The organism is Spiroplasma endosymbiont of Virgichneumon dumeticola (assembly GCF_964264745.1).
Lineage (GTDB): Bacteria > Bacillota_I > Bacilli_A > Mycoplasmatales > VBWQ01 > Spiroplasma_E.
Window position 1 is genome coordinate 607,705 of the sequence record NZ_OZ183478.1, and the last position, 20,222, is coordinate 627,926.

The window sequence follows — 20,222 nt, forward strand, 5'->3', positions numbered from 1 at the left end:
TCTAATTAAACGGTACATTAAAAAAAGGCATAAAAGCAAAAATAAAACTGGTAATGTCAAATAAAATTGCGATAACAGTGAGTCAAAGTGATGCTTTATCACTATTTCAAAAAGGTTGAAGCGCCAAAATACTTAGGATTCCTAAAATTATACCAATTAAACCAGAACCAAAACTTATTAAGTCCATTTTAAGAATTTTTTTATTAAACTTTAAAAAGTATACTCTTTTTTCCAAAGTAGCAACTACTTTTTTAAAAGATATAATTAATTGTTTTAATTTTATAGAAAAGGAAGTAATGGAACAATTTTTACTATCACGTCGCATTTATAATTAATTTTTGTTGACTAATTAAAATCTTGAATGTCAATTATTAATATAAGTAACATTCTATCATGTATCACTACTTTTGTTAAAAATTAATTATACCATTTTACATGACTTCTACAAAATTTTTCTAAATAAAATTTTTTCAAATAATTTTAAGTTACTAACCATTTTAATAATTCTATTATCTAATTTGTTTTTTTGTGATTTAAGGCTAATTAATTTTTCTACTAACTTTTTTAAAAAATCTTCTCTATTGTTCATAAATTCATCAGAAATAGAGGAGGGTACATTGTTGACAACTCATTGATTATTTTTTTAATTTTGTTGTCTAATTCTTTATATTCTTTTTTAATTTCATCAAAAAGAGCAAAATCAATATTCCTGTCTAACTTTTTTCTTAATCTTTCTTTAATTAAATTTTATATATAATTCATAAATTTATCTGAAGCAATGTTTTCATTACTCATAATACACTCCTCTTTACAATTTAGTAATTTAAAAAAACCATTTACTTTGAAAATTAAAGCATTGGTTTAAAAACTTATATTTAATTTATGAAAGAATCATATAACAGTTTTTATTTATTGTTTGTCAACAATGAAGTTACTTAATTAAAATTAAATAGGTATAACAATACTACTTCATATGTTTATTTTTGTTCATATTTTGTTATTGTGTTATCGAATGATTTTTGATAGCATTCTCCACTGCAATATAGAAATTTATCACGATACAAAGAATCAAATGTTTGCTCTTTTTCACATGACGATAAATAGCATTTGACTGTAACAATTGGCATATAAAACACTCCCCTAATATTTATGATACTTAATCCAGTTATATTCTACATAATTTTTTTAATAGACTTCTTAATATGCTTATTTTTGGAATAAATAAAATTTTAAGTGTTATAAAGAAAAACTGCATAGCTAACTACACAGCCTATAAAGATATTTTGAAATTTTTTACTCTTGTTTACTACGTGTTGAAAGTACACTCTATTTTCGTTTTAAATCACGAGTTATTACTTTCTTTAAATATTGACCAGTATAAGATTTTTCAACTGCTACAACTTGCTCAGGTGTCCCTGTTGCAATTACTTCACCACCATATTTACCACCTTCAGGTCCTAAATCAATAATATAGTCAGCAACTTTAATTACATCTAAGTTATGTTCAATAACGACCACAGTATCACCATGATTAACAATTTTATTTAACACTTCAATTAAATGTTTAATATCATGCACGTGTAATCCCGTTGTTGGTTCATCAAGAATATACATAGTCTTACCTGTTGCTCGTTTTTGTAATTCTTTGGCCAGTTTTACTCGTTGGGCTTCACCACCTGATAATTCCGTGGCTGGTTGTCCTAAGGTAATATAACCTAATCCAACTTCTTGCATCATTTTTAATTTTTTACTAATTTTCGGATGATTAGCAAAGAAATTTAATGCCAAATCAACTGGTAATGCCAACACATCAAAAATATTTTTACCTTTATATTTTACTTGTAAAGTTTCACTATTGTAACGTTGTCCTTCACAAATCTCACATGTAACATAAACATCAGGTAAAAAATGCATAGAAATTTTAATGACACCATCACCAGAACAACGTTCACATCTGCCACCTGATACGTTAAATGAAAAACGTCCTTTCGAATAACCACGGATTTTTGCTTCAGGAGTTTGGGTAAACAAATCACGAATATCATCAAATACTGAAGTGTACGTAGCTGGATTACTTCTTGGCGTTCTACCAATTGGTTCTTGGGAAATAGGAACAATTTTATCAATAAATTCCATACCTTTTATAGTTTTGCATAATCCTGGTCGTTCACCTTTAATGCCTAAATTCTTTTGAATTCTGGCTAATAAAACATCATTGACTAAAGTTGATTTACCACTACCTGAAACTCCAGTTACACAAATAAACTTACCTAATGGAAATTTAATATTAATTTTTTTCAAGTTATTAGTTTGTGCTTCTTGAATTTCAATGTCTTTACCATTACCGCTTCTTCGTGTTTTTGGCAAGGTAATATACTTACTGCCGTTTAGATATTGACTAGTAATTGATTGAGAATTATCTGCTACTTGTTGGGGTGTCCCTTCAGCGATGATTTCACCGCCATAAATTCCAGCCATGGGTCCAACATCAATTAACCAATCTGCTGCTCACATTGTATCTTCATCATGTTCTACTACTAGTAAGCTATTATCTAAATCACGCATTTTTTTTAACGTTTCAATAAGTTTAGCATTATCACGTTGGTGTAAACCAATCGAAGGTTCATCTAAAACATATAGAACTCCTGTTAATTGTGAACCAATTTGCGTAGCTAATCTAATACGTTGTGATTCACCACCTGATAAGGTTTGTGCCATTCGTGATAAATTTAAGTAACCTAATCCGACATTAGTTAAAAAATTTAAGCGATTAATAATTTCTGTTAAAATTAGTTTCGCAATTTCTTGTTGGTTGTTTGTTAGTTTTAATTGTAAAATAAATGTTAAACTTACTTCAATATCTAAGTTAGTATATTCACTAATATTTACTTTTTGATTTTTTTCATTAGTAAGTTTAACTGCTAAAGCAAATTCGTTTAGTCTTGTTCCTTTACATGTTAAGCAGGTACGTTCACTCATGTATTTACGATAGTACTCACGAGCAAAATCACTAGTTGTTTCTAAATATCGGCGTTCAATTAAGGTGCTTATTCCCTCAATATAATCATGATTAGGATATTTACGACCGTTGGCTGAAACTAAACTGTAACTAATAATTTCATCACTACCACGCATAATATAATTAATTTGTTCTTTCGTTAAGTTTTTTAATGGCTGATTTAAATCAATTAAATAATGATGACAAAGCACTTTCAAACGTTGTCATTCTAAATTACTAGTATCAACCACATTTTTATAGTATTCAATTCCACCATTATTAATGGACAGTTTAGTATCAGGCATTAGTAAATCTTCATTAACTTCTAATTTTATTCCCAATCCTTTACATTCAAAACAGGCACCACTAGGGGCATTGAAAGAAAACAAACGTGGTTCTAAAGCAGGAATAGCAAATCCACAAACTTTACACGCATATTTTTGTGAGAATAATCATGATTCATTATTATCAGTTAGAATAATTTTAGCTAAACCACCACTATGATTTAGAGCAACTTCTAAACCATCATGAATGCGAGAGATCATATTATCATTATTAATGAATCTAACGCGATCAATAACGATGTCAATATCATGACGTAATGATTTGTTTAAATCAATTTCTTCATCTAAACTATAGATTTTACCATTAATTTTAACACGTAAAAAATTTTCTTTTTTTAATTTAACTAATAACTCTTGATGACTACCTTTTTTTGCCACAACTACTGGTGATAAAATTTCAATACTAGTATTATCTTGTAAGGTTCTAACTTTGTTAACCATTTCTTTTAAGGTTTGACTGCTAATCGGACCATGACCTTTATTACAATATGGTGTTCCTACTCGTGCATATAATAAACGCACATAATCATAAATCTCAGTTACTGTTCCGACTGTACTTCGCGGATTGTTACTTGTTGTTTTTTGGTCAATCGAAATAGCAGGTGCTAAACCTTCAATGGCATCAACATCAGGTTTTTCATTATTACCTAAAAATTGACGGGCATATGCTGATAATGATTCAACATAACGTCTTCTACCTTCAGCATAAATCGTTTTAAATGCTAGTGATGATTTACCACTACCTGAAACTCCAGTAATTACTACTAGTTTATTTTTGGGGATTTTAATATCAATATTTTTTAAATTATGTTCACGTGCCCCTTTAACAGTAATATATTTTTGATTATTATTCATTTGTTCCTCCATTTACTTTCATTTTCTTGTTTAATTATACTATATACGTAATATTTTACCAATAATTATTAACCTAGAAAAATGATGTTAATAGTGATAATAAAACATTTATAGTATTAAATTAATATTTTAAGTTGTTATTTTTTATAATTTTATTTATAATAAGTTTAGTATTACTATAATAGTAGTACTAAAAATTAATTTTAGACTTTAAGTCCTAATTATAACATTTTGCTATAATTAGGTTTTTTATGTCAAAAAAACAAAAAAGGAGACTCTATTTATTCCAAGAGATTTAAAAATATAAATTGCAGAAACACACAAACTTTTAACAAATTTAATAACAAAGAAAATACCTTCTTCACCAAATGAACCTGAAATTAATCTTTATAACATTATTGATTATATTAAAGATTATACAATCAATACCATTTTAATGAATATATATGGTATTTATGCACAAAAAAAAGATAGTAAAAAAATTAGCAAAAATATCATTAAAAGTGATGATTTTATAAGAATATTAAAAGCTAATATTATTTTACATATTAAGATAACAAAATTAGCAAGTTATTATCTTGACAAAAATAAAGCTATAGAAACTATTAATAGAACTTTCTTCTTAGCTAAATTCATGAAAATTAAAGATATAGAAAACAAATTGGAAAAATTAATTAAACTAAAAACAAAACTTTCTAACTACATTAGTAAATATAATGATTTAATTCGTGAAGATTGAATTAAAAAAACCGAAGAAAAGATTATTATTCTTCAAGAGAATACCACGGATAATAATCTAAACGGAAATATAAAAAACATTTTTTTAATGTTTGAAAAATGTAAAGAAAATATGGATAAACTTAAAAAAATACTTAGTGAACACAATAACTTTATTGGAGAATGTAATACTATTAAAATTCCTAAAGTTTATCAAACAATTTTTGAACAAACTTATAATGCCCTTGCTGCAGTTTATCCTGAATATTATGTACCATCAAACAGCAGTGCTCCAAATACATTAGCAAGTATTATTAAAGGAATCTTTGAAAAAATGATCCAAATATTCTTGAAATCAAACTTAATAATAAAGAACTTGTCTTACCTTCAGGAGGAGCATTGAAATTTAATTTTAATATTGGATCTTACAAAAAACAACATATTATTCTTACTAGAAAACCAGATTCTGTTACTAAAACAACTATTGAAACTGATGACAATGACACCTCAAACATAAAAATATATAAAAAAGTCTTTTCTCCCTTTATGTACTATTTTTAAATTTTATCACATAAATGCTGAGAAAAGCCTATCTACGGACTTCTCCCCACATTTTTAAATTAAACATAGCATTACAGTTTCAAAACTAGGTATGTTATTGAATTTATATGCAGCTTCTTTTGCATATAAATGAATATGATGTTTTGCAACTTTGATATGTGTTTTAAATGTTCTTCGTATATGTTTTCATACTGACTCAATTTGGTTGGTATTTACACCAGTTTTTGAAACATAGCCATCTTGATGGTTAACTGTTTCATGCTTAGTGAAAACCGATTTCAAATCGCGATATCCTTTTCAATAATCCGTATGTACATCACACTTTGAAGAAATGTGGTTTATTGCAAACTGCAAAAGATTTTTACTGTTTGCGTTTTTCAATACTTTCACAATCAGATTGTTGGTTGTTTTTTCATAAATACCAACAATCAAGGTTTTGTTCAACAAGGATCTTCCTTGTTTTTTAAACCCATATGTGAAAGATACATTTCATCCATTTGCACTATGCCCTTGCCCTCAACAATTAATTGAGGTTCTTGTTTAGCAATGGCACTTCGGATTTTATGACCCATTCTTCAAGCTGTTTTCAAGGTCACTCCCAATTCTTTTGCAACATCAGTTGATAGAATTCCATGTTTGGTGTTTATTCATCTAAAGATGAGATAAAACCAAGATATTAAAGGTGTTTGTGACTTTGAAAATATAGTGCCCGTGAGAATACTGAATGTTTGATGACATTTCAAACATCTCATTTTTCTTAAATTAGAAGTATTCAAATTAAAACTAGAACACCTAATACATTTGCTTTGTTTCAAACTTGCTATATATGCAAGACATTGTTTTTCAGTTTGAAAAGTATTATTGAACTCATTCAATTTCATTGTTTCCTCCACAAGTACATGTGGGGAGAAGTCCGTATGAAATTTCAAAAAATACTGATTTTTAGATCTTGTGACTACTAATACAAAACAGTTTAAACAAGCTCTTGTATCAACTACAAATGACAATAAACCACCATGTCAAATAACAAATCAAAATTACCTCATTCCTCCATTACTTAATAAACGAAAAAGCACAAGCATGAATAATTTAAATTCAGATACTTTAATACCAAAAGAACCATCACCATCGCATGAAGAAATCATGAAAAATAATACAGAACAAATATCAGATTTACAAAGAATATGTTCTACTCATGAAACATCATCAAATCAAGATGCACCATCAACTAGTACTAATAAACTATAATTGCTCATGTTTTAACAAAAACATCTTAATATCACTACCATAACGATAATTAATAATATTTTTATTTTTACTAACCACCCGATGACAAGGTACAATAATTGCAATCGGATTTTTACCCAATGCTGTCCCTACAGCACGTACTGCTTTAGGATGACCAATATTAATAGCCAATTGTTCATAAGTTAAAGTAGTACCATAAGGAATAGCACAAGCTTTACTTCACACTAATTCTTGAAACGGTGTCCCTTTCAATCCCATCGGTACTGAAAATTTAGTTATTTTTTTATCAAAATACATTGCTAATTGTTGTAAACAGTTAGCAATTACTATATCATCTTTACTATTAATAAATTGTGATTTATCAACAAAGCTAAGGTTAGTTAATTGTTCATTTTCAATAATGATTTCAATCATTCCAGTCTTACTTTTAAAATATCCATATTTTTCATAAGCACTTTCTCCTATCATTTATTTTTCACTTTCAATACTCAAGATTAAATCACGCAATGTTGCTGCTTTTTCAAATTCCAAATCCTTAGCTGCTTGTAACATTTCCACACGTAAATCAGCAATAATTTTAGCTTTCCCCTTACTAGAATTTAATAGTTTTAAATCATTATCTAATTCTCTGGTACTCACAATTTCACTTAACGGTTTTTTTACAGTAATGGGAATAATATTATGTTTTTCATTATAAGCAATTTGAATCTCGCGTCTTCTTTTAGTTTCATTCATCGCTTGTGTCATAGCATCAGTAATAATATCACCGTATAATATAACATGACCATTAACATTTCGTGCAGCTCTTCCGATGGTTTGAATTAAAGATTTAGTATTACGTAAGAAACCACTTTTATCAGCATCAAGAATACAAATTAATGAAACTTCAGGTACATCCAAACCTTCTCGTAATAAATTAATTCCGACAATTACATCAAAGACTCCTTTTCGTAAATCTAATAAAACTTTCGTTCGCTCTAGAGTTTTTAATTCATTATGAATGTATGCCACTTTAATTTTCTTTTCTTGTAAAAAGTTAGTTAACTCTTCGGCCATTCTAATAGTTAATGTCGTAATGAAAACACGTTCGTTATTTTTAATTCGTTCTCCGATTTGCGTAATAATATCATTAATCTGATTAACTGTTGGCTTAACTTCAACAGTTGGGTCTAATAATCCTGTGGGGCGAATAACTTGTTGAACAGGCACATTAAATGGTGGTTGTGCATCTTTAATTAATTCTAATTCATAATCAGATGGCGTTGCTGATGTATAAATGATTTGTTTTAATTTATTAGAAAATTCATTAAAATTCAGTGGTCTGTTATCCATGGCACTAGGTAAACGAAAACCATATTTAACTAATGTTTCTTTTCTACTTCGATCAGTATTATACATTCCACGCACTTGGGGAATAGTCATATGTGATTCATCAATAATCGTTAAAAAATCATCAGGAAAAAAATCAATTAACGTAAAAGGTGGTGTCCCAGCTAATCGTCCTTCGAGATGACGAGAATAGTTTTCAATGCCACTACAAATCCCAAACTCAGTTAATGCTTCTAAATCATGATTAGTGCGTTGTTCTAAACGTTGGGCTTCTACTAACATATTATCGGCTTTCAATTGCGCTAATTTTATTTTTAATTCTTCACTTATTTTAACAATTGCTTTATCAACACGATTTTTACTAGTAATATAGTTTTGGGCAGGGAAGATTGTCACAAAAGGAAAACGTTCTAAAACATTAGCACCTAAGGTATCAATGCGGGCAATTTCTTCAATTTCATCACCAAATAAACTAATACGCAAATAGTATTGGTCATTTCATGATGGTGCTAATTTAATCAAATCACCTTTCACACTAAAACTTCCTGGGTATAAAGTAGTATCATTACGAACATAACCATTTTTGATTAATTTTAAAAGTAAATCTTTCCGATTAATTGCTTGGCCTTTGCGTAATTCAAAAAAATTGTTTTTATATTCTGCTGGTTCTTGTTCACCATAAATAGCAGCAACTGATGCGACAACAATGACATCTTTACTAATAGAAAGTCCATTTAAAGCACTTAGTCGTAACATTTCAATTTCTTGGTTTTGTTTAGAATTCTTATCAATATAAGTATCAGTTTTTGGTAAGTAGGCTTCGGGTTGATAAAAATCGAAATATGAAACAAAATATTCAACACGATTTTCAGGAAAAAAAGTTTTTAATTCTCCATATAGTTGCATAGCTAAAGTTTTATTGTGAACTAAAATTAATGTTGGCTTTTGAACTTGGACAATTACATTAGCCATCGTAAAAGTTTTACCTGTTCCTGTGGCGCCTAATAAGACTTGATGTTTAATTTTTTGGTTAATACCAGCTACTAATTCTTTAATAGCAGTTGGTTGGTCACCAGTTGGTTGATATGGAGCTACGAGTTTAAACATGTTATCATTCCTTCAGTAATAGATTGTTTATTATATTTACTATATACCATTATTTTAACTAAATTAAATTATTAAACAGTAAATAAGAAAAACAAGCAGTTAAAAACGTTTGTTTTATAGGAATTTATTATGAATATATTTTTTAGTTTAATTAGTGTTTAGTCTTAACGATGATATCCACTCTAAGTTTATAATTCCGTTATTTCTTATGTTAAAAAACTTAAATTTGATGTTATAATAGTTACTGAAAATATGAATTACTCATTTGTATTATTTTTACAAACTAATTATAATAGTGATTATTTACATTTTAATTAAAAGAAATACTTTTAATTAGGATTTATGAAATTAACTTAAGTGAATTTTTTTAAATATAATCATCGTAAAAAAAATCAGTATTTAAAATTATTCTAATTAAATTACGGACTTCTCCCCACATGTACTTGTGGAGGAAACAATGAAATTGAATGAGTTCAATAATACTTTTCAAACTGAAAAACAATGTCTTGCATATATAGCAAGTTTGAAACAAAGCAAATGTATTAGGTGTTCTAGTTTTAATTTGAATACTTCTAATTTAAGAAAAATGAGATGTTTGAAATGTCATCAAACATTCAGTATTCTCACGGGCACTATATTTTCAAAGTCACAAACACCTTTAATATCTTGGTTTTATCTCATCTTTAGATGAATAAACACCAAACATGGAATTCCATCAACTGATGTTGCAAAAGAATTGGGAGTGACCTTGAAAACAGCTTGAAGAATGGGTCATAAAATCCGAAGTGCCATTGCTAAACAAGAACCTCAATTCATTGTTGAGGGCATAGTGCAAATGGATGAAATGTATCTTTCAAATATGGGTTTTAAAAAACAAGGAAGATCCTTGTTGAACAAAACCTTGATTGTTGGTATTTATGAAAAAACAACCAACAATCTGATTGTGAAAGTATTGAAAAACGCAAACAGTAAAAATCTTTTGCAGTTTGCAATAAACCACATTTCTTCAAAGTGTGATGTACATACTGATTCTTGAAAAGGATATCGCGATTTGAAATCGGTTTTCACTAAGCATGAAACAGTTAACCATCAAGATGGCTATGTTTCAAAAACTGGTGTAAATACCAACCAAATTGAGTCAGTATGAAAACATATACGAAGAACATTTAAAACACATATCAAAGTTGCAAAACATCATATTCATTTATATGCAAAAGAAGCTGCATATAAATTCAATAACATACCTAGTTTTGAAACTGTAATGCTATGTTTAATTTAAAAATGTGGGGAGAAGTCCGTAGATAGGCTTTTCTCAGCATTTATGTGATAAAATTTAAAAATAGTACATAAAGGGAGAAAAGCCTTAAATTATTTATTAAAAAAAGTAAATTTTAACTAATAACCGTAAAATTTTACTATGAATATTATAAGGAGTTGAAATATATGCCATATACTGATAAACACGTTTCATTAATGAAGAAAATTTATTCAAAAAAAAGTTTTAATGATTTTTATAAAGATAATAGAAAGTGAATATATAAGACAGAATTTAAAATTACGAAACTGAACGAAATATTTAATCAAATAAAAAATGAAGAAACATCAAAACAAATACTATCTCATATTTTATCTTTAAAAAAATTAAAAAAATATTGTGAAAACCAAAATCAACCTATTAGTTCTAATGAAGAACTCTTGCTAGTATGAGTAATAACAATGAACTATTTTCAATACTTATAACTCTATACAATAATTTAGTACTTAGTGAATATGAAAAACAATTTCTTTTACACCTAACTGCACAAGAAGGACGTGCAAACATTGTTGAACTACTTTAAAAAATAAAGCTGACATTAACGCCAATACTAGTAAAGGTTTCACAGCCCTACATCTAGTTACACAAAAATGAGAAAAAAACCGCTACATTACTTTTAAAAAATAAAGTTGAAATTAACGCCAATTCAATTGGTTCGTAGTAATTATGGACGTTCTTACTGACTTAAAAACATCGAGAACTTAGATAAAAAAAAGGATGATTTTTTTGCTGAAGCATTTGACCAATGATTAGATACACCAAAAAACAATCGTACTTGAAATTGAGAACTATTAAATAACTTTTTCACTAAAAAACTCCCTAGTTATTTATCTTAAGTCACCCTACCCTAATATAATTTACTTTTTAAAATTCATTAATTCATATAAAGATTTACGAAACTCAGGTCCATACATAACCCCACCAACTGGGATTTTATACTCAATAGCCTCACTAATCTTAGTAACCCACTGTGGTCCAAAGCCACCACATAACTCAATGGTTTGTACCCCTTCTGATAGTAAACGTTTAGCAATATCAATTGCTAGTGCTTTTTCATTAACATCTAAAGCAATAACTTGAAATTGACATGGTCCAACTTTAGTTTTAAAACTATTATTTTGCTCATTGAAACCAGGGTTTAAATAAATAAATGCTCATGAAATAAGTGCCATATAACTTTCTCGCTTTCCTTTGAAAATTATTCTATTTTCTTTTACTAGTATAATTATTATTATAAAATAACACTTTTAATATTAAATTAATGTAATATAATAAATTAGTAAGTATTACTTTTTAGATATTTACCAAGAAGATAGAAATGAGATGAAAAAGTATGAAATCCCTTTTAGGACTTATTACAAAAGTGTTAGTGAGTACATCATTAACACCAATCATTACTAACACTATTAATAATAAAACAACTACCAACACTAATCTTTATGTTTTAGGAGATAGTCTATCAGATACAGGAGCCTTAGCTGGGGCTGGAACACAATTTTTCAAGCAAGCAGTTTATTATTTCCCAACATTTAAAGAAGTAAAATTAGAACCTCGATTTACAATAGTTCATTTTCAAATGGTCGCGTTGCTATGCAAATTGTAGCAGATAAATTAGGAGTTAAATTAACACCTGGTTGAAAATTTAATGATTTAAATCTTAAAACACATCAACAAGTAGGCAATAACTACGCCGTTGGCGGGGCGCAATCTAGTATTTGTGTTGATGTCGAAGGAATATTTATTAATAAATTTGATATTAATACCCAAGTTGATGCTTTATTAGACCAACATACAGTACAAAAGAATGATAAAATCTTTTTAGAAATTGGTGGTAATGATATTATTTATGCAATGACAAAAGTTTTCAATTGTGAACAAGATATTATTATTAATGATGCTATTTTTAATGAAAAAACAGCACTAGAAAAATTAATCACTAAGGGGGAAAATCATATTTTAGTTGCTAATTTACCAGATTTTAGTACAATCCCTATGTTTAATAAACATATAGCTAAAAGTTCAAGAGTTAAAGAATTTGTTAACATGTTTAATGATAAATGAACAGTAATGATTAATAGCTTAAATGAAAAGTATAATAATCCTATTAAAACTTATAGTTTATTTAATGGTATGAATCAAGCAATAAGCACTTTTAAACAAAATCCTAACCACAATATCACTGATAATGCAGTAACTATTGATTTTAAAGGACTTTTAAAAGATGGTACTTTTAGTCCAAAATATAATCCTGGTGTTAATCCTGATAATATTGATAATTATTTTCGGACTTCTCCCCACATTTACTTGTGGAGGAAACAATGAAATTGAATGAGTTCAATAATACTTTTCAAACTGAAAAACAATGTCTTGCATATATAGCAAGTTTGAAACAAAGCAAATGTATTAGGTGTTCTAGTTTTAATTTGAATACTTCTAATTTAAGAAAAATGAGATGTTTGAAATGTCATCAAACATTCAGTATTCTCACGGGCACTATATTTTCAAAGTCACAAACACCTTTAATATCTTGGTTTTATCTCATCTTTAGATGAATAAACACCAAACATGGAATTCCATCAACTGATGTTGCAAAAGAATTGGGAGTGACCTTGAAAACAGCTTGAAGAATGGGTCATAAAATCCGAAGTGCCATTGCTAAATAAGAAACTCAATTCATTGTTGAGGGCATAGTGCAAATGGATGAAATGTATCTTTCACATATGGGTTTAAAAAACAAGGAAGATCCTTGTTGAACAAAACCTTGATTGTTGGTATTTATGAAAAAACAACCAACAATCTGATTGTGAAAGTATTGAAAAACGCAAACAGTAAAAATCTTTTGCATTTTGCAATAAACCACATTTCTTCAAAGTGTGATGTACATACTGATTCTTGAAAAGGATATCGCGATTTGAAATCGGTTTTCACTAAGCATGAAACAGTTAACCATCAAGATGGCTATGTTTCAAAAACTGGTGTAAATACCAACCAAATTGAGTCAGTATGAAAACATATACGAAGAACATTTAAAACACATATCAAAGTTGCAAAACATCATATTCATTTATATGCAAAAGAAGCTGCATATAAATTCAATAACATACCTAGTTTTGAAACTGTAATGCTATGTTTAATTTAAAAATGTGGGGAGAAGTCCGTAGATAGGCTTTTCTCAGCATTTATGTGATAAAATTTAAAAATAGTACATAAAGGGAGAAAAGCCATTATTTTTTCTTTGATGCTGTTCATTCAACTAAATGAGGACATCATTTCATTGGAAATCAACTAATAAAATTAATTGAAAAATGATAATATTAATTAAAAAAACACACCTTCTTAAATTAAAAATGTAAAATATTGTTGATTTTACGATACAATTTACTTAATGTTATTATATACCAACTAATTTAAAAAATATTTGTATTAAAATTGACAATTAATCTTGTTTTTGTTTTTAATATTATATATAATTATTAATGCTTTAAGCAATGTAGTCCCGGTAAAATTACACTGTAAGGAGAAAAATATGCGTCAAACAACAATGAATTTCAAGAACAATGAAAAAAAATGATATGTTATTGATGCCAACGGTTTAGTTTTAGGACGTCTTGCAACTAAAGTTGCAATGATATTGCGTGGTAAAAATAAACCTTCATTCACACCTCATCTTGATTGTGGAGATTATATTATTATTATTAACGCTAACAAAATTAAATTAACTGGTAATAAACTACAAGACAAGAAGTATTACAATCACTCACAATTTCCTGGCGGATTACGTACACGTAATGCCCAAAGTATGATTGCTAAAAATGCTTCTGAATTAGTAGAAATAGCTATTAAAGGCATGCTTCCAAGCACTACTTTAGGTCGTAAGCAATTTACACATCTTCATGTTTATAATCATGACCAACACCAACACCAAGCCCAAAACCCTGAAGTTTTAAAACTAGGCCAAGAGGAGTAGACTTTTATGACAACATCTAACAAACCCGTAACTTATTCAAGTTCAGGTGGGCGTAAAACGTCAACTGCACGTGTGCATTTAAAAAACAGTGGTAAAACAAAGATTTTAATTAACGGTTTAGAACCAATAAAGTATCTAGAGCAAGAAATCCTAGTTCAAGATATGTTATTACCTTTAAAAGTAACTAACACTTTAGAAAGTTTTGAAATCAACATTAAAGTTGAAGGTGGAGGAAGAACTGGTCAATCTGGTGCTGCACGTTTAGCATTATCAAATGCTTTAGTGAAAGTATCAGAAGATTATAGAGTATTATTACGTCAATTCGGGTTATTAACTCGTGATGCACGTAAAAAAGAGCGCAAAAAATATGGTTTAAAAGCTGCTCGTAAAGCACCCCAATTTTCAAAGCGTTAAGATATTATTGGTATATATGAAAAAAGAGTTCGTAGAACTCTTTTTTACTACTTATAATTTAAAAATATGTTCATTAGGTATTTTAAATTAATTTTATGATGATTAAAATCTAGATATTATGGTTGGTGAATTAAAAGTATTACAACTCGGTTCTATACCAAGTTTACTATAAACTAGTAGTCTTAGATGATTTTGATATACTCTCACAATCAGATTCTGGAAACTATATTGATGACAATTTTATTTCCAACCCATCTACTTCTTCCAGTAATTCTTCAAATTCACAATCACCTTGATTTGTTAAAATAAAATCATCTACTGGTTAAACATCAAAGTATTGAGGTGGATGTTCATCTTCATAATTATCATGTACTGTTTTTATTGCAAGTATACTATTAAATGACCAGATTTTGCAAGTAAATTTCTTATTTTTTCAATTCTAATGCGTTCCAAATTTAAATCTTTTTCAATATTCTTATTTTTATCAAATAATTCATTTAAAAATAATGAGAACTCTTCGGAAATCTTTTTTATTTTTACTCAATTTTTAATGTTTTGTTCAAATTTCTCTTTAACGGATTTATATCAATTATCTTTTTTTGTTTCAGTTTGGTTCATTCATGAATCTCACTGGCTTTGTTCAAAAACTTCAGGTTTATTAATACTGCTATCAATTATTTTTTTAAACAAATTGTTAGTATCTTTTTTTGGCATGTTTAATTTCTCCTTTTAAAAATAAAAACCCATTTACTTCGTACTAAAGTAATGGGTAAAAACTTATGTTTAGTTTAGGTATTATTTTATTCTGGTAATTTCATACCTTCATAAATTGGGAATTTTTTTAATAAATTATCTACTTCTTTTCGTAAATCATGGAAACCATTATCCTCAATTCCTTTTGGTAATTTTCATGCCTTAATAATAATATTCGCCAATTCAATAAAATCTTTTTCTTTAAACCCTCTCGTTGTCATAGCAGGACTACCAAAACGAACACCACTCGTAGTGATTGGTGGTAATTTATCAAACGGCACACTATTTTTATTAGCAACAATATTGATTTTTTCTAAAATATTAACAGCAACTGCACCATTTAAGCCATTAATAGTAGTAACATTAATAGTTAATAAATGATTATCTGTACCACCAGCAACAACATGGAAACCAGCTTCATTAAATGTTTTTGCTAAAGCTTGGGCATTCTTTATTACTTGTTGTTGATAAATCTTAAATTCAGGTTGTAATGCTTCATAGAATGCTTGTGCTTTAGCAGCAATAATATGTTCTAATGGTCCACCTTGATTACCAGGAAAGACAGCACTATCAACTTTCTTTTTTAAAGCTTCTGTACAAAGAATAGCACCACCACGTGGTCCACGCAATGTTTTATGAGTTGTTGTAGTAGTGATATCAGCATAACAAATAGGATTTTGATGTAATCCTGCAGCAATTAAACCAGCAATGTGTGCCATATCAACCATCAAGTACGCACCAACTTCATCAGCAATTTTACGAAATTTAGATCAATCAATGGCGCGAGAATAAGCACTAGCGCCAGAGACAATAACTTGTGGTTTACATGCTTTAGCAATTTTTAAGATTTCATCATAATCTAGTAATTCATCTTTATTGACACCATAGCCAACACCATGATAAGTTTTACCTGAGAAATTAATTTTATAACCATGTGTTAAGTGTCCTCCAGCGTCAAGTTCCATCCCTAAAATAACATCTCCTGGCTTTAAAATAGCAGCATAAGCTTCGGCATTGGCTTGGCTACCAGCATGGGGTTGCACATTAGCATGAAAGTTACCTTTCTTACATGCTCCTGGTTTGTGTTGACAATCAAATAATTTTTTAAAACGTTCAATAGCTAAGGTTTCAACTTTATCAACAAATTCACAACCATTATAATAACGAGCATTAGGATAGCCTTCGGCATATTTATTAGTTAAAACAGTTCCGGCAATATCTAAAACTGCTGGTGATACGTAGTTTTCTGAAGCAATTAACTCCACATGATGTTGTTGACGATTTAATTCTTGTTCAATAACTTTTTTGATTTCTGGGTCAAGACCCTTCTTAAAAGATTTATCCATTTACAATTACTTCCTTATCTTAATTTAATTTTTTAATTCGTGATTTATGTCTTGCTTGGTCACTAGTTTTAGTTGTTAAAAACACTTTTACTAATTCTACAGCTTTATGACTAGCAATAATTCGCGCACCCATCGCTAAGACATTAGCGTCATTGTGTAATCGTGCCATTCTCACTGTTTCTTCTTCATAACATAGTGCACATCTAATGCCACGAATTCGATTAGTAGCAATACTAATACCAATACCTGTACCACAAATAACAATACCAAAATCAGCTTTTTTATTAGCAAGCGCTTGTCCCACGGCTTGTCCAAAATCAGGATAATCCACTGGTTCACAACTATTAGTACCAAGATCTAATACTTCATAACCCGCTGTTGTTAAATATTCAATAATTGGTAGTTTAAATTCATAAGCAGTATGGTCATTACCAAGAGCAACTACTAACTTTTTTGTTTTCAACGTTATCACTTCCTTGATTTTATTATACTAACAAATTACCAAAGATAATACATTTTTTATTTATTTAAATAAGGCTTTTCTCCCTTTATGTACTATTAATTTTATCACATAAATGCTGAGAAAAGCCTATCTACGGACTTCTCCCCACATTTTTAAATTAAACATAGCATTACAGTTTCAAAACTAGGTATGTTATTGAATTTATATGCAGCTTCTTTTGCATATAAATGAATATGATGTTTTGCAACTTTGATATGTGTTTTAAATGTTCTTCGTATATGTTTTCATACTGACTCAATTTGGTTGGTATTTACACCAGTTTTTGAAACATAGCCATCTTGATGGTTAACTGTTTCATGCTTAGTGAAAACCGATTTCAAATCGCGATATCCTTTTCAAGAATCAGTATGTACATCACACTTTGAAGAAATGTGGTTTATTGCAAACTGCAAAAGATTTTTACTGTTTGCGTTTTTCAATACTTTCACAATCAGATTGTTGGTTGTTTTTTCATAAATACCAACAATCAAGGTTTTGTTCAACAAGGATCTTCCTTGTTTTTTAAAAACCATATGTGAAAGATACATTTCATCCATTTGCACTATGCCCTCAACAATGAATTGAGGTTCTTGTTTAGCAATGGCACTTCGGATTTTATGACCCATTCTTCAAGCTGTTTTCAAGGTCACTCCCAATTCTTTTGCAACATCAGTTGATGGAATTCCATGTTTGGTGTTTATTCATCTAAAGATGAGATAAAACCAAGATATTAAAGGTGTTTGTGACTTTGAAAATATAGTGCCCGTGAGAATACTGAATGTTTGATGACATTTCAAACATCTCATTTTTCTTAAATTAGAAGTATTCAAATTAAAACTAGAACACCTAATACATTTGCTTTGTTTCAAACTTGCTATATATGCAAGACATTGTTTTTCAGTTTGAAAAGTATTATTGAACTCATTCAATTTCATTGTTTCCTCCACAAGTACATGTGGGGAGAAGTCCGTTAAATAATTATCATTTAAAGGATTATAAAAAAATAAATTTTCTATTCTTAACGTGTGTGTTACAATAGATAAAGACAATTTCTACAGTGAGGTAATAAATATGAAAATTAAAAAAATGTTAGGTAATAAATATGCCTTAATTATTGAAAAAGATGAAATGATTATTGAGATATTAAGTCAATTTGCTAATAGTGAAAAGATTGGAATGGCTCAATTTCAAATGATTGGTTCTGTTACTGATATTACTTTAGGATATGTACCACCTAAAAATAGTGAGTATGTATGAAAAACATTTAAAAACCAATGAGAATTACTTTCAGGAACAGGTACTATTAGTTGAGATAAAGAAAATATGACACCTATTATCCATTGTCATAGTACCATTGGTGATGATGATTTTAAAGTAATTGGTGGTCATATGCGTGATGCTAAAGTTGCTATCAAGGCTGAAATAATTGTTGATGTTTTAAGTGACAAGCAAATTTATCAAGTAATTGATAGCAAGTCAAACTTCCATGTTTGAGATATTTAAAAACATAAACTTATATCCATAGAAACTATTCTATGGATATAAGTTTTTTATTTAACCTGAATTGTAAATTATTTGTACTCAAAATAATATGTTTTATCATTTGATCCTATACCAATACCTGTTGTTTCTGAAAAAGGATAAAAATTTATTAATACTTGATCTAATTGTATAAAAGGTGTAGTTGTAATGTTAACAACATTAAAAAATAATGTTTTAAATGAATTAGTATTAACAATTGCAGTTGTTGGCGATAGTATTTTAATTGTTTGAAGATTTAAATCTTGCTTTAAATCAGTATTTACTGGCTGTCCACTAGTAATATCAAATAAATAACTAGCTGTACCATTACTATATAATCCTGTTGTTTAACTCATAGTAGTAAACAACCTAATATCTTGTTTTAAATCAGTAAAATTATTACCAACAGTATCAAATAAATAACTACTTGTTGCATCACTAACAATTGCCTTAGTATCTGATAATCTTGTAACACTAGTAATTCGTTTATTTAAATCAGTAAAAGGATTTGTTACAGCATTAGTACCATCAAAGAAAAAAGAATTACTGGCAGAACCTGTTGTATCATCAATAAAAATACCTGTTGTTTCACTAATGCGATAAAAATTGGTAATTTTTTTACTTAAGGCAGTTCCTAAATTAATAGTAGGCGCATCAAAATAATATACATCATTACTTTGACCATTTTGAATAATAGCTTTAGTATCACTAAGGCGATAAACACCTCTTATTCCTCCAGCACCTACTTTTATTCCTAAATCTGTAAATACTGGTTGTCCACTAGTAACATCAAAAAATCAAGCATTTCTATTAGAACATATCATAGTATCTAATAAAAATATTCCTGTTTTATCACTAAGACGATAAAAAGTATTTATAAAATGATTTAAATCTGTTAACTGGCTACCTACTGGTTTAGAACTGTCAAAAAATCAAGCTTTCTGATTAGTACCAGAACTAAGAATAGTAGTTGTTGATGATAAGGAATATGCCTCATTAGTCTTAAAACCTAAATCAGTCAAATATGAAGGCTTAACATTATTATCAGGACCACAAGCTATAACACTAACCGACAATGGTGTTGTCAAACTAATTGCTGATAATATTTTAAAGTTTTTTTCATATCTTCTTACCCCCCTTGTATTATCTTATTTTAAATTAGGCTTTTCTCCCTTTATTTACTATTTTTAAATTTTATCACATAAATGCTGAGAAAAGCCTATCTACGGACTTCTCCCCACATTT

The 20,222-nt window shown here is 28.6% G+C and carries 26 protein-coding genes; 14 read left to right on the forward strand and 12 right to left on the reverse strand.

The window, feature by feature from the left end:
- Positions 1 to 53: 53 nt before the first annotated feature.
- Complete coding sequence (locus ACFEL4_RS03870; protein ID WP_375318188.1) at positions 54 to 335, forward strand: hypothetical protein; 282 nt, start codon at positions 54 to 56, stop codon at positions 333 to 335.
- 107 nt (positions 336 to 442) lie between these two features.
- Here the strand turns inward: ACFEL4_RS03870 and ACFEL4_RS03875 are convergent, their stop codons facing one another.
- Together ACFEL4_RS03875 and uvrA are read right to left on the reverse strand one after the other, a co-directional pair.
- Positions 443 to 589: a hypothetical protein gene (locus ACFEL4_RS03875; RefSeq protein ID WP_375318189.1), complete on the reverse strand. Its 147-nt coding sequence runs from the start codon at positions 587 to 589 to the stop codon at positions 443 to 445.
- 737 nt (positions 590 to 1,326) lie between these two features.
- The gene (gene uvrA, locus ACFEL4_RS03880) at positions 1,327 to 4,197 is read right to left on the reverse strand and encodes an excinuclease ABC subunit UvrA (RefSeq protein WP_375318190.1); all 2,871 of its coding nucleotides are present in this window, start codon (positions 4,195 to 4,197) and stop codon (positions 1,327 to 1,329) included.
- A gap of 436 nt (positions 4,198 to 4,633) precedes the next feature.
- On the opposite strand from uvrA, the gene ACFEL4_RS03885 reads away from it, so the two are divergent.
- Complete coding sequence (locus tag ACFEL4_RS03885) at positions 4,634 to 5,431, forward strand: hypothetical protein (RefSeq protein ID WP_375318191.1); 798 nt, start codon at positions 4,634 to 4,636, stop codon at positions 5,429 to 5,431.
- A 98-nt stretch (positions 5,432 to 5,529) separates the two neighbouring features.
- On the opposite strand, the gene ACFEL4_RS03890 is transcribed toward ACFEL4_RS03885, so the two are convergent.
- Entirely contained in the window at positions 5,530 to 5,919 is a 390-nt protein-coding gene (locus ACFEL4_RS03890) for an IS1595 family transposase (protein WP_375317061.1), read from the reverse strand.
- Positions 5,814 to 6,356 carry a hypothetical protein gene (locus ACFEL4_RS03895; protein WP_375318192.1) on the reverse strand — a complete coding sequence of 181 codons (543 nt, stop codon included), beginning with the start codon at positions 6,354 to 6,356 and terminating at the stop codon, positions 5,814 to 5,816. The genes ACFEL4_RS03890 and ACFEL4_RS03895 overlap by 106 nt, the downstream gene beginning before the upstream one ends.
- Between ACFEL4_RS03895 and ACFEL4_RS03900 the strand changes: the two genes are divergently transcribed.
- The gene (locus ACFEL4_RS03900; RefSeq protein WP_375318193.1) at positions 6,337 to 6,723 is read left to right on the forward strand and encodes a hypothetical protein; all 387 of its coding nucleotides are present in this window, start codon (positions 6,337 to 6,339) and stop codon (positions 6,721 to 6,723) included. The two genes, ACFEL4_RS03895 and ACFEL4_RS03900, sit on opposite strands and share 20 nt — an antisense overlap.
- Here the strand turns inward: ACFEL4_RS03900 and ACFEL4_RS03905 are convergent.
- Positions 6,718 to 7,191 (reverse strand): methylated-DNA--[protein]-cysteine S-methyltransferase, encoded by a 474-nt coding sequence (locus tag ACFEL4_RS03905; protein ID WP_375318194.1) that lies wholly within the window; start codon positions 7,189 to 7,191, stop codon positions 6,718 to 6,720. The two genes, ACFEL4_RS03900 and ACFEL4_RS03905, sit on opposite strands and share 6 nt — an antisense overlap.
- Positions 7,192 to 9,159, reverse strand: coding sequence for an excinuclease ABC subunit UvrB (uvrB, locus tag ACFEL4_RS03910; RefSeq protein ID WP_375318195.1), 1,968 nt, complete (start codon positions 9,157 to 9,159; stop codon positions 7,192 to 7,194).
- A 457-nt stretch (positions 9,160 to 9,616) separates the two neighbouring features.
- Between uvrB and ACFEL4_RS03915 the strand changes: the two genes are divergently transcribed.
- The 3 genes from ACFEL4_RS03915 (at position 9,617) to ACFEL4_RS03925 (ending at position 11,310) form a co-directional block, all read left to right on the forward strand.
- A complete protein-coding gene (locus ACFEL4_RS03915; protein ID WP_375318152.1) occupies positions 9,617 to 10,438 on the forward strand; it encodes an IS1595 family transposase in 822 nt (273 codons plus the stop codon).
- A gap of 164 nt (positions 10,439 to 10,602) precedes the next feature.
- Positions 10,603 to 10,899 (forward strand): hypothetical protein, encoded by a 297-nt coding sequence (locus ACFEL4_RS03920; RefSeq protein ID WP_375318196.1) that lies wholly within the window; start codon positions 10,603 to 10,605, stop codon positions 10,897 to 10,899.
- A 204-nt stretch (positions 10,900 to 11,103) separates the two neighbouring features.
- Complete coding sequence (locus ACFEL4_RS03925; protein ID WP_375318197.1) at positions 11,104 to 11,310, forward strand: hypothetical protein; 207 nt, start codon at positions 11,104 to 11,106, stop codon at positions 11,308 to 11,310.
- Between the two features lie 21 nt (positions 11,311 to 11,331).
- Here ACFEL4_RS03925 and ACFEL4_RS03930 read toward each other — a convergent pair whose 3' ends face one another.
- Entirely contained in the window at positions 11,332 to 11,646 is a 315-nt protein-coding gene (locus ACFEL4_RS03930) for a DUF6506 family protein (RefSeq protein ID WP_375318198.1), read from the reverse strand.
- A gap of 197 nt (positions 11,647 to 11,843) precedes the next feature.
- On the opposite strand from ACFEL4_RS03930, the gene ACFEL4_RS03935 reads away from it, so the two are divergent.
- From ACFEL4_RS03935 to rpsI, 6 genes are all read left to right on the forward strand, one after another.
- Positions 11,844 to 12,077, forward strand: a complete 234-nt coding sequence (locus ACFEL4_RS03935; RefSeq protein WP_375318199.1) for a hypothetical protein — start codon at positions 11,844 to 11,846, stop codon at positions 12,075 to 12,077.
- Positions 12,065 to 12,853 (forward strand): SGNH/GDSL hydrolase family protein, encoded by a 789-nt coding sequence (locus ACFEL4_RS03940; RefSeq protein ID WP_375318200.1) that lies wholly within the window; start codon positions 12,065 to 12,067, stop codon positions 12,851 to 12,853. Before ACFEL4_RS03935 ends, ACFEL4_RS03940 begins: the two co-directional genes overlap by 13 nt.
- Positions 12,793 to 13,137, forward strand: a complete 345-nt coding sequence (locus ACFEL4_RS03945) for a hypothetical protein (protein ID WP_375317194.1) — start codon at positions 12,793 to 12,795, stop codon at positions 13,135 to 13,137. Before ACFEL4_RS03940 ends, ACFEL4_RS03945 begins: the two co-directional genes overlap by 61 nt.
- 86 nt (positions 13,138 to 13,223) lie before the next feature.
- Positions 13,224 to 13,613 (forward strand): IS1595 family transposase, encoded by a 390-nt coding sequence (locus ACFEL4_RS03950; protein WP_375317728.1) that lies wholly within the window; start codon positions 13,224 to 13,226, stop codon positions 13,611 to 13,613.
- Between the two features lie 387 nt (positions 13,614 to 14,000).
- Positions 14,001 to 14,441, forward strand: a complete 441-nt coding sequence (gene rplM, locus ACFEL4_RS03955) for a 50S ribosomal protein L13 (protein ID WP_375318201.1) — start codon at positions 14,001 to 14,003, stop codon at positions 14,439 to 14,441.
- 6 nt (positions 14,442 to 14,447) lie between these two features.
- Positions 14,448 to 14,855, forward strand: a complete 408-nt coding sequence (gene rpsI / locus ACFEL4_RS03960; RefSeq protein ID WP_375318202.1) for a 30S ribosomal protein S9 — start codon at positions 14,448 to 14,450, stop codon at positions 14,853 to 14,855.
- A gap of 378 nt (positions 14,856 to 15,233) precedes the next feature.
- Here the strand turns inward: rpsI and ACFEL4_RS03965 are convergent, their stop codons facing one another.
- The 4 genes from ACFEL4_RS03965 to ACFEL4_RS03980 form a co-directional block, all read right to left on the reverse strand.
- Positions 15,234 to 15,569 carry a hypothetical protein gene (locus ACFEL4_RS03965; RefSeq protein WP_375318203.1) on the reverse strand — a complete coding sequence of 112 codons (336 nt, stop codon included), beginning with the start codon at positions 15,567 to 15,569 and terminating at the stop codon, positions 15,234 to 15,236.
- An 86-nt stretch (positions 15,570 to 15,655) separates the two neighbouring features.
- Complete coding sequence (glyA, locus tag ACFEL4_RS03970; protein ID WP_375318204.1) at positions 15,656 to 16,954, reverse strand: serine hydroxymethyltransferase; 1,299 nt, start codon at positions 16,952 to 16,954, stop codon at positions 15,656 to 15,658.
- Positions 16,955 to 16,973: 19 nt separating this feature from the next.
- Positions 16,974 to 17,402 (reverse strand): ribose 5-phosphate isomerase B, encoded by a 429-nt coding sequence (gene rpiB / locus ACFEL4_RS03975; RefSeq protein WP_374047464.1) that lies wholly within the window; start codon positions 17,400 to 17,402, stop codon positions 16,974 to 16,976.
- Between the two features lie 167 nt (positions 17,403 to 17,569).
- On the reverse strand, positions 17,570 to 18,391 hold the full coding sequence (locus ACFEL4_RS03980) for an IS1595 family transposase (RefSeq protein ID WP_375318205.1): 822 nt from the start codon (positions 18,389 to 18,391) through the stop codon (positions 17,570 to 17,572).
- 136 nt (positions 18,392 to 18,527) lie between these two features.
- Here ACFEL4_RS03980 and ACFEL4_RS03985 point away from each other — a divergent pair, with 136 nt between their 5' ends.
- Positions 18,528 to 18,959 (forward strand): PPC domain-containing DNA-binding protein, encoded by a 432-nt coding sequence (locus tag ACFEL4_RS03985; RefSeq protein WP_375318206.1) that lies wholly within the window; start codon positions 18,528 to 18,530, stop codon positions 18,957 to 18,959.
- A 186-nt stretch (positions 18,960 to 19,145) separates the two neighbouring features.
- On the forward strand, positions 19,146 to 19,292 hold the full coding sequence (locus ACFEL4_RS03990; protein WP_375318207.1) for a hypothetical protein: 147 nt from the start codon (positions 19,146 to 19,148) through the stop codon (positions 19,290 to 19,292).
- 32 nt (positions 19,293 to 19,324) lie between these two features.
- Here the strand turns inward: ACFEL4_RS03990 and ACFEL4_RS03995 are convergent, their stop codons facing one another.
- Positions 19,325 to 20,065, reverse strand: a complete 741-nt coding sequence (locus ACFEL4_RS03995) for a hypothetical protein (RefSeq protein ID WP_375318208.1) — start codon at positions 20,063 to 20,065, stop codon at positions 19,325 to 19,327.
- Positions 20,066 to 20,222: the final 157 nt, after the last annotated feature.